Raw genomic sequence first — 14,087 nt, forward strand, 5'->3', positions numbered from 1 at the left:
CATTAACGACGCGTCAGCAGTACGCCCAGCACGACACCTACCGCAGCGCCGATGCCGACGCCCGTCCACGGATTTTCACGCACATAGTCATCGGCGCGGGCCGCAGCTTCACGGGTCTGTTTTGCAATCGCGTCTCCGGTTTCTCCCAGACGATGGCGGCTTTCTTTCAGCGCGCGCTCGGCTTTGCTACGAATCTTACTCAGCTCTTCTTTTGACTTATCGCCAGAGGAACTGAGCACCTCTTCAAGCGTATCGGCCAGGGATTTCAACTCAGCGCGCAGATGTTCCGTAGTGTTATCATTCGACATAGTTTTCTCCAGGTGAGTGAGTAGTGATTGTTACAGATAAATCAGTAGTCGCGAGCTTCCAGTTTTTTCAGGTCTTCCTGAGCTTCCGCAAGCTTGTGTTCGCGTTTTGCAATCTTATCCGCATCGCCTTTTTGCTTAGCCTCTGCTAAGTCACGTTGACGCTCAGAAATCTCTTTTTTCTGTTCTGAGATTTTTTTCTCATGGTCAGCACGCAACTGACTGTCGCTACAGTTTGCTCTGACTTCACTGAGTGCTTTATTCAGACCGTTGATGCGGTTCTGGTTGTTGTGCTTCTCGGCATAGCTGATTTCCCGCTGAATATCCTGCTCTTTTTCCTGACAGAGGGTGTTGGCGTAGCTGCCTGCACTGAGCGTGAAAAGGGTAATAGCTAAAGCAATGCGGTATTTCATTCTTGAACCTTCCATTGTGACTCGTACCCATTTTTCGGGCGCGATGATCCAAATAACAAAGCGGCGGGTAATGTACCCGCTCACTTAATCATAGCCAGTAAACAGCGAAATCACCAAAGTGAGTGATATGATTCGGATTGTTTGAAATTATCCGAAGCGAAGCGGGGTATCTCGTAAACGGGAAATCCACTGCACCGCTGAGTTTTGGCCATCTTGTTGGGCAATGATGTAGCCATGGGGCAATGTTCTGACTAACACCGCCCGGGCTGCTGCGCTTTGCGCGTGGGAGTCGAATGTGATCAGTAAGGTGTCGTTATGCGGGGTGATGCTTTTGAAACGAATGCCATTGGCATCCAGATGATGCCAAATTGAAAAGCCATCCGGCATGCTGGCACCCTGATTAATTGCACGGATAGCCAGCGTCGACTCTTGTTGACGAATCGCTGACCACACCAGAATCAGTACGGTCAGCAGCACCAAAAATGAGGTTGTCCAGCCCAGTTGTCGAAGCGTCAGGCGTGGTTTCAGCATCACTTACCCTCGATTACCGTATTTCTTTTTCCACACCACGACCAGCGAACCTCCCAGCCCAAATACCAGCAGGACCACGGGAAGTAACATCAAGCACGACATCAACTGATCTTCGTACTTCAGGAAGACGGGCGTTTTGCCCAGCATGTAGCCCAGGGTGGTCAGTATCAGCACCCACAATAAGCCGCTCATCCAGTTGAAGAACTGAAAACGTGCATTATTGAGGCCGGACAAACCGGCGATGGTGGGCAGTAATGTACGCACAAAGGCAATAAAGCGGCCGACCAATAATGCCGATAAGCCATGCTTGTGGAAAAGGTGGTGCGCGCGTTGGTGATAGTGCGCCGGTAAATGAGACAGCCAGTTCTGTACGATTCGGGTGTTGCCTAACCATCGACCCTGTATATAGCTGACCCAGCAGCCTAAGCTGGCGGCGGTGGTGAGTAACAGAATCGTTTGTGGGAATCCCATGGCGCCTTTTGCAATGAGTACGCCGACCAAAACCAACAGGCTGTCGCCAGGCAAAAAGGCAGCAGGAAGCAACCCGTTTTCCAGGAACAAAATCATAAACAAGACTAAATAAAGCATGCCAATCATCGAAGGGTTGGCCAGTGTTTCAAAGTCCTGCGCCCAGAGGGCATGCAGCAATTGGGTAAAAAGTTCCATTCAGTATTCCTGGAGAATCGGTTGTCGTCATGCCGGTTTTCTGGAGTTTGCAACATTGCGACATTCTTCGTTTTTTGTATGGGTCGCTGTAGGGTGCAAAGTCACGGGCTTGCACAATTCATTGTTAAGTTATGAAGTAAGCAAGCACTAACACACATAATTTAAAAAACATCTAAGTGTAACAAAGGTCAACGTAGTCCGTTATAGAAATTGCCGTTGATACACGCTGATTTTGCTTATCGCAAAGGAGGGTGGCGAGAGGATTTACACAGGCTGACACTTTATACCTTCCGCTTACTGAATACCGCAGACAGGCGCATTGCCGCGCCTGCCGAAGTCAGAGTGTTTATTTTGCGCCGTTGGCCGCAGTATCGAGATGAACAACGGGATTTTCCGCAAAAAGATAACGGTCGGCGTTGAACTCAAAATCGTCGCTGGTTTCATTGAATAGCATCTGTTTTGTATTCTCAAGATGCTGCCACATCGCCAGTTTGGCCGCGTGGGGATCTTTGCGAATCAGCGCTTTCAGGATCTGATCATGGTCATCGCACCAGTTATCCACGGTGCGGAGATCGATGTGATCGTGAAGTTTCTTCCAGTAGGGGTTATGCACGCGCTGAGTCCACATTTTCTCAACGATAGCGGCCAGTGCGGTATTTTGTGTGGCCAGTGCGACCTGAACATGAAACTGGAGATCCCACTCGGAGTCGCGGAAACATTTTTCGTTACGCGCATTCTCCTGAATTTGCATCAATTTCATGATGTCTTGTTTGGTCACCTGGGTGGCAGCAAATTCGGCAATATTACTTTCGATGAGTTGTCGAGCCTGGAGCAGTTCAAACGGACCATAGCTGGCGAACTCAAGGTTTTCGTCTGGCGTAACATATTGTTTTGGCTGGTTCGAAACGACGTGAATACCGGAACCTTTACGCACTTCTACATAGCCTTCAACTTCCAGCATGATGATGGCTTCGCGAACCACAGTGCGGCTGACATTCTTTTCATCGGCAATAAAACGTTCTGCAGGCAGTTTTTCGCCCACGAGATAAGCGCCTTTTTCGATACGCTCTTTAAGGTCAGCAGCTAATTGTTGATACAAACGTCGTGGTTCGGTGATTTCCATATGCGCTCCAGGCATGATACGGCAGGCTACATTTGTTATACCACTTTTGCGAGTCTGGCTCCACTTGTACTGATGAAAAAGCCGCCTGTGAACAGGCGGCTGTGGCGGTAATTGATGACAGATTGTGTCGGGTCAATTTTGCGGGGCAGGTTCGTTGAGCGATTCGCCTGAACCTGAATCGTCCGCAGATTTGTTTTGCAGTACGGTCCAGATGACCAGCGCGCCCAGCAAGTCGAACACCGCCAGCACCGCAAACAGCGGGCTAAAGCCAATGGTGTCGGCCAATGCGCCAACCACCAGCGCAAACATCGTACTCGCCATCCAGGCGGACATCCCGGTCAGGCCATTTGCCGTCGCCACTTCGTTACGACCAAAGACGTCCGAAGAGAGCGTAATCAGTGCGCCGGAAAGCGCCTGGTGGGCAAAGCCGCCGACGCAAAGCAGCGCGATGGCGGCATAGGGGCTGGTAAACAGGCCGATCATTCCCGGGCCAATCATCAGGAATGCGCCCATGGTGACGACCATTTTACGGGAAACGATCAGATTCACGCCAAACCAGCGTTGGAACAGCGGCGGCAGATAACCCCCAACGATACAGCCCAGATCGGCAAACAGCATTGGCATCCAGGCGAACATGGCGATCTCTTTCAGGTTAAAGCCGTAGACTTTAAACATGAACAGCGGGATCCATGCGTTGAAGGTACCCCAGGCCGGTTCAGCCAGGAAACGCGGCAGTGCAATACCCCAGAACTGGCGGTTACGCAGGATCTGGCCAACGGACATTTTCTTCGCCGCCCCGACCTGGTGCTGTGCTTCCTGACCATTAATGATGTAGTCACGCTCTTCGTCAGACAGTTTTTTCTGATCGCGAGGATGTTTGTAGAAAACCAGCCATGACATCGCCCAAATAAAGCTCAGCGCGCCGGAGATAATGAACGCCATTTGCCAGCTGTGCATGACGATCGCCCAGACCACCAGAGGCGGAGCTATCATCGCGCCAATCGAGGAACCGACGTTGAAATATCCCACGGCAATGGAACGTTCTTTTGCCGGGAACCATTCAGAACTGGCTTTCAGACCTGCCGGGATCATGGCAGCTTCAGCGGCGCCGACAGCACCACGCGCCAGGGCCAGACCGCCCCAGCTTCCTGCCAGCGCTGTCGCACCGCAGAAAATGGCCCACAGTACGGCAAACATCGCGTAGCCCACTTTCGTACCGAGTATATCCAGGACGTAGCCCGCGACAGGTTGCATAACGGTGTAAGCAGCAGAATAGGCTGCGATGATATAGGAGTACTGTTGGGTGGAGATGTGTAACTCTTCCATCAGCGTTGGCGCAGCGGCCGCAACCGTGTTACGTGTCAGGTAACCCAGCACGGTGCCTAAGGTCACCAGTGCGATCATGTACCAACGTAACCCTTTAATTTTACGCATGTAAAGCCTCATCGTTTTGTTATTTCCGCAAAAAATGCGGCTATCCTCCTGCTCGGGGCGGAGGATGTTCTTTAACGAAAGGGGGGTAGCCGTAAAATGAGATACTCCCCGAACCTTGCCATTTAAGTCATCGTGCTAATTCGGTTTCCGTACCGTTTAATTCGAGGGGGAACCCTCGATATTTTTATATTCAGTCGGTTTATATATCGCGACGAAAAAAAGATAACTTGTCATACAACTTCAAAAGGTGAGTGACATCACAAAAGTATGAATCTTCGCAGGGGTATTATTTTGATTCCACGAAGCCAGTGCTGGTGCGGCCTGGAGCACTGTTTACTCCGTAAAGGGGAATTTAATTGTTTAGGTTTATTGATCTATCTCACGAAAAATTCTTCAGTGACTGGAAATTGGTGTGATAACTTTGCAGCATCTAAACATAAGCAATCTGACGCACTCGTTGAGAGGAAGACGATAAATGACTCCGTTTATGACTGAAGATTTTCTGCTGGATACCGAATTTGCCCGTCGTCTGTACCATGATTACGCCAAAGACCAGCCCATCTTCGACTACCATTGCCATCTGCCGCCGCAGCAAATCGCCGAAAACTACCGTTTCAACAACCTGTATGACATCTGGCTGAAAGGCGATCACTACAAGTGGCGTGCCATGCGTACCAACGGCGTCGCTGAACGTCTGTGTACCGGCGACGCTTCCGATCGTGAAAAGTTTGATGCCTGGGCAGCGACCGTTCCACACACTATCGGCAACCCGTTATACCACTGGACGCACCTTGAGCTGCGTCGTCCGTTTGGCATCACTGGCAAACTGCTTTCTCCGTCTACCGCCGACGAAATCTGGAACCAGTGCAACGAGTTGCTGGCGCAGGATCAATTCTCCGCGCGCGGTATCATGCAGCAGATGAACGTGAAAATGGTCGGTACCACCGATGACCCGATCGACACTCTGGAACACCATGCAACGGTGGCCAAAGACAGCACCTTCTCCGTTAAAGTGCTGCCGAGCTGGCGTCCGGATAAAGCCTTCAACATTGAGCAGGCGACCTTCAACGATTACATGGCGAAGCTGGGTGAAGTTTCCGATACCGATATTCGTCGTTTCACTGACCTGCAAACTGCACTGACCAAACGTCTGGATCACTTCGCCGCACACGGGTGTAAAGTCTCCGACCATGCGCTGGATGTCGTGATGTTTGCTGACGCGAACGACGCGGAACTGGACAGCATCCTGGCGCGTCGTCTGGCTGGCGAAACTCTGAGCGAGCACGAAGTCGCGCAGTTCAAAACGGCTGTGCTGGTGTTCCTTGGCGCAGAATACGCGCGTCGCGAGTGGGTACAGCAGTACCACATTGGCGCGCTGCGTAATAACAACCAGCGTCAGTTCAAACTGCTGGGCGCAGACGTCGGCTTTGATTCCATCAACGACCGCCCGATGGCGGAAGAGCTCTCCAAACTGCTGAGCAAGCAAAACGAGCAGAACCTGCTGCCGAAAACCATCCTCTACTGCCTGAATCCGCGCGATAACGAAGTGCTGGGCACGATGATCGGTAACTTCCAGGGCGAAGGGATGCCGGGCAAAATGCAGTTCGGTTCCGGCTGGTGGTTCAACGACCAGAAAGACGGCATGGAACGTCAGATGACCCAACTAGCGCAGCTCGGCCTGCTGAGCCGCTTTGTAGGTATGCTGACCGACAGCCGCAGCTTCCTGTCCTATACGCGCCATGAATATTTCCGTCGCATCCTGTGCCAGATGATTGGCCGCTGGGTCGCGGCTGGCGAAGCACCGGCGGATATCCAGCTGTTGGGTGAGATGGTGCGTAATATTTGCTTTAACAATGCGCGTGACTACTTCGCCATTGAACTGAACTAAGGTCTGGGTTGATATGCAATACATCAGGATCCATTCGCTGGATAACGTTGCAGTTGCCCTGGCCGATTTGGCGCAGGGCACAGAAGTCAGCATTGATAGCCACATCGTGACGCTTGGTCAGGACATTGTCCGCGGACATAAATTTGCGTTAAGCCAGATCGCAAAGGGCGAAAACGTTATTAAATATGGCCAGCCGATCGGTCATGCTCTGGCGGACATTGCGGCGGGGGAGCACATTCACGCCCACAATACCCGTACCAATCTGAGCGATCTGGATACGTATCGCTATCAACCCGATTTTCAGGCCGAAGAAGCACAGCCTGCCGATCGCAATGTGCAGATCTATCGCCGCGCCAACGGCGAGGTGGGTGTGCGCAACGAATTGTGGATTTTGCCGACGGTCGGCTGCGTGAACGGTATTGCACGCCAGATCCAGACTCGCTTCCTGAAGGAGACCAACGACGCCGAAGGTACTGACGGCGTGCATCTCTTCAGCCACACTTACGGCTGCTCTCAACTGGGTGACGATCACATCAATACCCGCACCATGCTGCAAAATATGGTGCGCCATCCGAATGCCGGAGCGGTGCTGGTGATTGGCCTGGGCTGTGAAAACAACCAGGTGGATGCCTTCCGCGAAACGCTGGGTGAGTTTGATGCCGATCGCGTTCACTTTATGATCTGTCAGCACCAGGACGACGAAGTGGAAGCGGGCCTCGAGCATCTCCATCAGTTGTATAACGTGATGCGTTACGACAAGCGCGAACCGGGCAAACTGGGCGAATTAAAGTTCGGTCTGGAGTGCGGGGGTTCAGATGGCCTGTCCGGCATCACTGCCAACCCGATGCTGGGACGCTTCTCCGATTACGTGATTGCCAATGGCGGAACGACCGTATTGACGGAAGTGCCGGAAATGTTTGGCGCAGAGCAATTGCTGATGACGCATTGCCGTGATGAAGAGACGTTTGAAAAACTGGTCACCATGGTTAATGACTTCAAACAGTACTTCATTGCCCATGACCAGCCGATCTACGAGAACCCTTCGCCGGGCAACAAAGCGGGCGGTATCACCACGCTTGAGGATAAATCGCTGGGCTGCACTCAGAAAGCGGGAGCCAGTCAGGTAGTGGACGTGCTGCGCTACGGTGAGCGCCTGAAAACGCCGGGCCTGAATCTGCTGAGCGCACCGGGTAATGATGCTGTCGCCACCAGTGCGCTGGCGGGGGCTGGCTGTCACATGGTGCTGTTCAGTACCGGTCGCGGCACGCCTTACGGCGGCTTTGTACCGACGGTGAAAATCGCCACGAACAGCGAGCTGGCGGCGAAGAAAAAGCACTGGATCGATTTTGATGCCGGGCAACTGATCCACGGTAAAGCGATGCCGCAGCTACTCAATGAGTTCGTCGATACGATCGTTGATTTTGCCAATGGTAAGCAGACCTGCAATGAGCGTAATGACTTCCGGGAACTGGCGATCTTTAAAAGCGGCGTGACGTTATAAAACGATCGCTTTAAAATTGAAACGGCGTTTCATATAATGAGGCGCCGTTTCTTTTTGCCTGTCTACAGGGACTCTTCATGACCGCGTATTGGTTGGCTCAGGGCGTTGGCGTCATCGCCTTTCTGATTGGTATTACCACCTTTTTCAACCGCGACGAACGTCGCTTCAAACTGCAACTTGCCGTCTATAGCGCCACCATTGGCGTGCATTTCTTTTTGATGGGGGCCGCCCCAGCCGGGATGAGTGCTGAACTGAACACCGTACGTACGCTGATTTCGATGTATACCCGGCGGCTTTGGGTGATGACCGTTTTCATCGTGCTCACGCTGGTTCTCGGCATGGCAAAACTGCAACATGCGATGGAACTGTTGCCCATTATGGGCACGCTCGCCAGCACCTGGGCGCTGTTTCGCTGCAAAGGATTAACCGTGCGTTGCGTGATGTGGTGTGCCACGGCCTGTTGGGTCATTCATAACTTCTGGTTGGGATCGATTGGCGGTACGCTTATTGAGGGCAGCTTTTTGGTGATAAATGGTCTCAATATCATCCGCTTCAGACGTATGCAAAAACGCGGTATTGATCCTTTCAGAATGGAGAATGCAGCGTCGCAGGAAAACCCCTCCGCACGCTAACGGAGGGGGGAAGAGATTAACCGCGCAGTGCGTTGTTAGCCAGACGTTCGTCTTCTGCCTGGCATGCTGCCGCGGTGAACAGGACGTCAGTCGACGAGTTCAGCGCCGTTTCGCAGGAGTCCTGCAGTACGCCGATGATGAAGCCGACGGCAACCACCTGCATGGCAATATCGTTAGGAATACCGAACATATTGCACGCCAGCGGGATCAGCAGCAGGGAGCCACCTGCCACACCCGACGCACCACACGCGCACAGCGAGGCAACCACGCTTAGTAACAGCGCTGTCGGGAGATCCACCGGAACGCCTAACGTGTTAACCGCGGCCAGCGTCAGGACGGTAATGGTGATCGCCGCTCCGGCCATATTGATGGTCGCGCCCAGCGGGATAGAGACGGAGTAGGTATCCCGGTCCAGGTTCAGCTTTTCGCATAACGCCATGTTTACCGGGATATTGGCGGCTGAACTGCGGGTAAAGAAGGCATAAACGCCGCTTTCACGCAGACAGGCCATGACCAGGGGATACGGGTTACGGCGAATCTTCCAGAATACCAGCAGCGGGTTAATGACCAGCGCGACCAGCAGCATACAGCCAATCAGTACGACCAGCAGTTGAGCGTAACCCCAGAGCGTTGCAAAACCGGTCGTGGCGAGCGTGGATGAAACCAGCCCAAAGATACCGATAGGGGCGAAACGGATAACCAGTTTCACCATGAAAGTCACGGCGTTTGCCATGTCATTAACGAGATTTTTTGTCGTCTCATTACCGTGGCGAAACGCAAAGCCTAAGCCCACGGCCCAGACCAGAATACCAATGTAGTTCGCATTGAGCAGGGCATCAATCGGGTTGGTGACCATGCTCATCAGCAGGCCGCGTAACACTTCTACAATGCCGGAGGGCGGTACGATATCCCCAGCGCTGGTGGATAAATGTAGCGTTGACGGAAAGGCAAAACTGAACACTACCGCCGCCAGGGCAGCAGAAAATGTGCCCAGAAGATACAGGAACAGAATCGGACGGATATTGGTTTTCTGACCCTGCTGGTGATTGGCGATAGACGCCATAACCAGCGTTAGCACCAGGACAGGGGCAACGGCTTTCAGGGCGCCAACAAACAGCGTTCCCAGCAGGCCCGACGCTTCTGCCGCAGGTTTAGACACCAGCGCCAGCAAAACGCCGAGCACTAAACCTACGAGGATTTGTTTTACGAGACTACCTTGCGACAGGCGCGCAAGCAGGCCTGAAGTTGATGACTTCATGGAGATTTCCTTAAGTGATATTGCGTCCATCCTGGAACGTACTCTTTGTTACGTTTATGCCCGGATGTAATAAATGTTTGCCTGAGTGAGTATAAGGAAAGATGCGCTCTGGGGAAGCGTAAAATGCTGAAATTTACGTGTCACATCATATTTTTTAACTATTTGTTTACGTATTGCCAGGGGGCGCTACGTTTGTCGGTCTGCGGAACGTATTTTTGCTGGCCCGGCAGGCATACTGCCGGGCCATGGAGGTTACTGCGCTTGCTGTTTCTTATCGTTTTGATGGTTTACCCATGCGTTAACGAGCAGTGTGACGATCAGGATGCCAAACACCACACCTAACGAGATGGCGATAGGAATATGATAGAAGTCGACAATCAGCATCTTGATACCAATGAACACCAGGATTATCGACAAACCATATTTGAGCATTGAGAAGCGCTCCGCGACACCCGCCAGCAGGAAGTACATCGCACGCAGACCCAGAATCGCGAACAGGTTAGAGGTCAGTACAATGAACGGGTCGGTCGTCACGGCAAAGATAGCCGGAATACTGTCGACGGCGAAAATGACGTCGCTCAGTTCAACCAGAATCAGTACCAGCATCAGCGGCGTTGCGAACAGCAGGCCGTTCTTACGCACGAAGAAATGCTCGTTCTCGATGGTGTCGGTCATGCGCAGATGCCCACGTAGCCAGCGAACCACCGGTCTGTCGCCGATGCCGGACGCATCATCTTTCGCCAGCGCCATTTTTACACCGGTAAACAGCAGGAAGGCACCGAACACATACAGCAGCCACTCGAACTGCGCGATCAGCCAGCTTCCGGTAAAGATCATGATGGTACGCAGTACGATCGCACCCAGTACGCCATAGACCAACACCCGACGTTGCAGCGCGGGCGGGACAGAGAAGTAGCTGAAGAGCATCAGCCAGACAAAGACGTTATCCACCGCCAGTGATTTTTCGATCAAATAACCGGTCAGAAACGCCAGCGCCTGCGGATCGGCAACCGCACGTCCTTGCGTTTGAGCCAGATACCACCAGAATACGGCGTTAAACAATAATGAGAGCGTTACCCAGACCAGGGACCAGATTGCCGCCTGCTTCATTGACATCGTATGTGCGCCACGACGCCCCTGTAGCAGAAGATCAATAGCCAGCATAATCACCACAACGACAGCGAATCCACCCCATAACAACGGTGTGCCGACAGTATTCATAAAATTTCCTTACACATAAAAAAACGGCTGACGTCAGAAGACGACAGCCGTTGCTTTTTATATGCATAGACCTCGCCTTCCGGCAAGGTCTCACTTACAACAAAACAGGAATACGACGACGCATTCCTGTTTTGTTGCCCGGTGACCGGATGTGGTTTTTCACACATCGTAATGACGATCCACCGGCAATGAAGTTACTCCCCTTTGCGGGTAACAAAATATGACAGGCCATGCTTCCAGTCAATGGCCTGTTACATCTGTTTTACATTGATTTACGCAGTGGCTGCGGGGTTTTGATCATCCGCCGGGAATACTACCCCAGTCTGGCGACGAATTTCCGTTTGCAGTTTCGCGGTAATGCGGCTGACTTCCAGAGCGGGATGGTTCACCTCATGCGTTTCAACCAAATGTGCAAAGACCTCTGCCTCATAGAGCATAGTATTAATATGCTGAGGCGCAGTGAGATCCTGCGTCTTGCCGCCGCGTGGAATAAAGCAGACTTTCTGACACTCGGCGATTTTCTCAATCACCAGAGAACCCGCTTCACCCTGAATTTCGCTGGCCAGCACAGAGTCGCTGACTTTGGAGTGCTGCAAGGTCACGCTGAAATCACCGTAATTCAGCACCACGACGCCGTGGGCATCAACGCCGCTTTCCAGCAGGCTGGCAGAAGCCTGCACGCTGCAAGGTTCACCCCAGAGTGCGATGGCGGACGCCAGGCAATAAAAGCCGATATCCATGATCGAGCCATTTGAAAACGCCGGATTAAAGGTGTTGGGGTTTTCACCGTCCAGATAGCGCTGGTAACGCGAGGAGTACTGGCAGTAATTGATAAAGGCCTTACGTACTTTCCCCACCTTCGGCAAGGCTTGTTGTAGCAGCAGGAAATTGGGCAGGCTGGCCGTTTTAAAGGCTTCAAAGAGCACGACCTGATTTTCGCGGGCACAGGCGATAGCCGCTTCAACCTCAGCCAGATTCGATGCCAGCGGCTTCTCGCAAATCACATGTTTTTGGTGACTGAGAAAGAGCCGGGTCTGGGAAAAATGCAGTGAATTTGGGCTGGCAATATAGACCGCATCAATCGCCTCGCTTTTTGCCATGGCGTCCAGCGAGGTAAACAGATGTTCGACGGGATAGTCGTTAGCGAACGTTTGCGCCTGTTCGAGGCTGCGGGAATAGACTGCAGTTAACTTATATTTGCCGGTTTCATGAGCGGCATCGACAAACTGGCGGGTGATCCAGTTTGTGCCAATAACAGCGAAACGTATCATAAACGCCTTCAGGCTCCATAAAGGGATTCTCGCGCCAATGTATCACGCCTTTATGGCAAAGCCAGTGCGCGACTACGCAGTTTCCTTTAACGACAACTGCGTCAGCCACAGGCGGGTATCAAACTCAAGCTGGTGATACTGCGGCTCCATATGACAGCACAACTGGTAGAACGCTTTGTCGTGCTCTTTTTCCTTCAGATGCGCCAGTTCATGGACGACGATCATCCGCAGGAACGGCTCCGGCGCGTTGCGAAAAACCGTGGCGACGCGGATTTCCGCCTTCGCTTTCAGCTTTCCACCCTGGACGCGTGAAACGGCGGTATGCAAACCCAGTGCGTTTTTCAGCACGTGGATCTTATTGTCATACATCACTTTATTGATCGGTGGCGCATTACGCAGAAACTGGCTTTTCAGATCCTGGGTGTACTGCCAGAGCGCCTTATCGGTCGCGAAGCTGTGTGTGCCTGGGTAACGTTTTTCAAGAACGCTGGCCAGCCGCTCTTCGGCAATTAAGGTGCGTACCTGGGAAAGTAAGTTCTCCGGATAGCCCTGCAGATAACTAAGATTGCTCATCAACAACGCCCCAACTGAATAATAAAAAGGTATACTCACGCACCCTTTTCAGGGATAACGCCAAATTTTACCACTCAGGAGGGCCGATGAGCCACTTAGACAACGGTTTCCGTTCACTCAATCTTAAACGTTTCCCGGAAACGGACGACGTTAACCCGCTTCAGGCGTGGGAAGCGGCGGATGAATATCTGCTGCAACAGTTGGATGACACTGAAATTGTCGGTCCGGTTCTGATCCTGAATGATACCTTCGGAGCACTGGGTTGCGCGCTGGCTGAACACACGCCTTACAGCATCGGTGATTCCTATTTAAGCGAACTCGCGACGCGCGAAAACCTGCGTCACAACGAGATTGCGGAATCCAGCGTCAAGTTTCTCGACAGCACGGCACAATATCCGCAGGCACCGGGCGTTGTGCTGATTAAAATTCCTAAAACGCTGGCCCTGCTGGAACAGCAACTGCGCGCACTGCGTCAGGTGGTCACCCCAGAAACGCGGATTATTGCGGGTGCTAAAGCGCGTGATATTCACAACTCCACGCTTGAGCTGTTCGAAAAAGTGCTGGGCCCAACGACCACCACGCTGGCCTGGAAAAAGGCGCGTCTGATCAACCCAACGTTCACGAAGCCCGAACTTGCCGATGCACCAGAGACGCTGAGCTGGAAGCTGGACGGAACCAACTGGACCATTCACAACCATGCCAACGTCTTCTCGCGCACGGGGCTGGATATCGGTGCCCGTTTCTTTATTGAGAATTTGCCCGACAATCTGGAAGGGGAGATCGTGGATCTCGGATGTGGCAACGGGGTGATTGGTCTGACGCTGCTGGAGAAAAACCCGGAAGCCAGCGTCATCTTTACCGATGAATCACCGATGGCGGTGGCGTCCAGTCGTCTGAACGTAGAAACCAACATGCCGGAAGCGTTGGATCGCTGCGAGTTTATGATTAACAACGCGCTGTCCGGCGTGGAGCCTTTCCGCTTCAACGCGGTCATTTGTAATCCGCCGTTCCACCAGAAGCACGCCCTGACGGATAACGTCGCGTGGGAGATGTTCCATCACGCGCGTCGTTGCCTGAAGATCAACGGCGAGCTGTATATTGTGGCGAACCGTCACCTGGATTACTTCCACAAGCTGAAGAAGATTTTTGGCAACTGCACCACCATCGCCACCAACAATAAATTTGTGGTGCTCAAAGCGGTGAAGCTGGGGCGTCGCCGCTAAACTATTGTATGCCGGGCGGCGCTTCGCTTGCTCCGGCCTACGAGGTTT

14 protein-coding genes are annotated in these 14,087 nt (G+C 52.6%); 4 read left to right on the top strand and 10 right to left on the bottom strand.

Annotated elements, in window-relative coordinates; translation table 11 throughout:
* Nucleotides 1-2: 2 nt before the first annotated feature.
* The 6 genes from AC07NP_RS14860 to AC07NP_RS14885 form a co-directional block, all read right to left on the bottom strand.
* On the bottom strand, nt 3-308 hold the full coding sequence (locus tag AC07NP_RS14860; protein ID WP_162379426.1) for an ElaB/YgaM/YqjD family protein: 306 nt from the start codon (nt 306-308) through the stop codon (nt 3-5).
* Between the two features lie 41 nt (nt 309-349).
* On the bottom strand, nt 350-718 hold the full coding sequence (locus AC07NP_RS14865; RefSeq protein ID WP_203359897.1) for a DUF1090 domain-containing protein: 369 nt from the start codon (nt 716-718) through the stop codon (nt 350-352).
* A 147-nt stretch (nt 719-865) separates the two neighbouring features.
* Nucleotides 866-1,249 carry an EnvZ/OmpR regulon moderator MzrA gene (mzrA, locus tag AC07NP_RS14870; RefSeq protein ID WP_494660921.1) on the bottom strand — a complete coding sequence of 128 codons (384 nt, stop codon included), beginning with the start codon at nt 1,247-1,249 and terminating at the stop codon, nt 866-868.
* A gap of 3 nt (nt 1,250-1,252) precedes the next feature.
* A complete protein-coding gene (yqjA, locus tag AC07NP_RS14875; RefSeq protein WP_203359899.1) occupies nt 1,253-1,915 on the bottom strand; it encodes a DedA family general envelope maintenance protein YqjA in 663 nt (220 codons plus the stop codon).
* 346 nt (nt 1,916-2,261) lie between these two features.
* Nucleotides 2,262-3,038, bottom strand: a complete 777-nt coding sequence (gene exuR, locus AC07NP_RS14880; RefSeq protein WP_203359900.1) for a transcriptional regulator ExuR — start codon at nt 3,036-3,038, stop codon at nt 2,262-2,264.
* 132 nt (nt 3,039-3,170) lie between these two features.
* Nucleotides 3,171-4,472, bottom strand: a complete 1,302-nt coding sequence (locus AC07NP_RS14885; protein WP_203359901.1) for an MFS transporter — start codon at nt 4,470-4,472, stop codon at nt 3,171-3,173.
* A gap of 475 nt (nt 4,473-4,947) precedes the next feature.
* Here AC07NP_RS14885 and uxaC point away from each other — a divergent pair, with 475 nt between their 5' ends.
* The 3 genes from uxaC to AC07NP_RS14900 all read left to right on the top strand — a co-directional run bounded on the left by uxaC (nt 4,948) and on the right by AC07NP_RS14900 (nt 8,493).
* Nucleotides 4,948-6,360, top strand: a complete 1,413-nt coding sequence (uxaC, locus tag AC07NP_RS14890; protein WP_494660922.1) for a glucuronate isomerase — start codon at nt 4,948-4,950, stop codon at nt 6,358-6,360.
* A 13-nt stretch (nt 6,361-6,373) separates the two neighbouring features.
* On the top strand, nt 6,374-7,861 hold the full coding sequence (locus tag AC07NP_RS14895) for a UxaA family hydrolase (RefSeq protein ID WP_494660923.1): 1,488 nt from the start codon (nt 6,374-6,376) through the stop codon (nt 7,859-7,861).
* 77 nt (nt 7,862-7,938) lie between these two features.
* Complete coding sequence (locus tag AC07NP_RS14900) at nt 7,939-8,493, top strand: YgjV family protein (protein WP_494660924.1); 555 nt, start codon at nt 7,939-7,941, stop codon at nt 8,491-8,493.
* Nucleotides 8,494-8,509: 16 nt separating this feature from the next.
* Here AC07NP_RS14900 and sstT read toward each other — a convergent pair whose 3' ends face one another.
* The 4 genes from sstT to AC07NP_RS14920 form a co-directional block, all read right to left on the bottom strand.
* On the bottom strand, nt 8,510-9,751 hold the full coding sequence (gene sstT, locus AC07NP_RS14905; RefSeq protein WP_301702353.1) for a serine/threonine transporter SstT: 1,242 nt from the start codon (nt 9,749-9,751) through the stop codon (nt 8,510-8,512).
* Between the two features lie 252 nt (nt 9,752-10,003).
* Complete coding sequence (locus AC07NP_RS14910) at nt 10,004-10,972, bottom strand: TerC family protein (protein WP_276293814.1); 969 nt, start codon at nt 10,970-10,972, stop codon at nt 10,004-10,006.
* 272 nt (nt 10,973-11,244) lie between these two features.
* Nucleotides 11,245-12,243, bottom strand: coding sequence for a Gfo/Idh/MocA family protein (locus AC07NP_RS14915; protein WP_494660925.1), 999 nt, complete (start codon nt 12,241-12,243; stop codon nt 11,245-11,247).
* A gap of 72 nt (nt 12,244-12,315) precedes the next feature.
* Nucleotides 12,316-12,816: a M48 metallopeptidase family protein gene (locus AC07NP_RS14920; RefSeq protein WP_494660926.1), complete on the bottom strand. Its 501-nt coding sequence runs from the start codon at nt 12,814-12,816 to the stop codon at nt 12,316-12,318.
* A gap of 86 nt (nt 12,817-12,902) precedes the next feature.
* Here AC07NP_RS14920 and rlmG point away from each other — a divergent pair, with 86 nt between their 5' ends.
* On the top strand, nt 12,903-14,039 hold the full coding sequence (gene rlmG, locus AC07NP_RS14925; protein WP_494660927.1) for a 23S rRNA (guanine(1835)-N(2))-methyltransferase RlmG: 1,137 nt from the start codon (nt 12,903-12,905) through the stop codon (nt 14,037-14,039).
* Nucleotides 14,040-14,087 lie beyond the last annotated feature (48 nt).

The sequence above is a fragment of the Citrobacter sp. GW821-FHT07H02 genome (assembly GCF_059418505.1).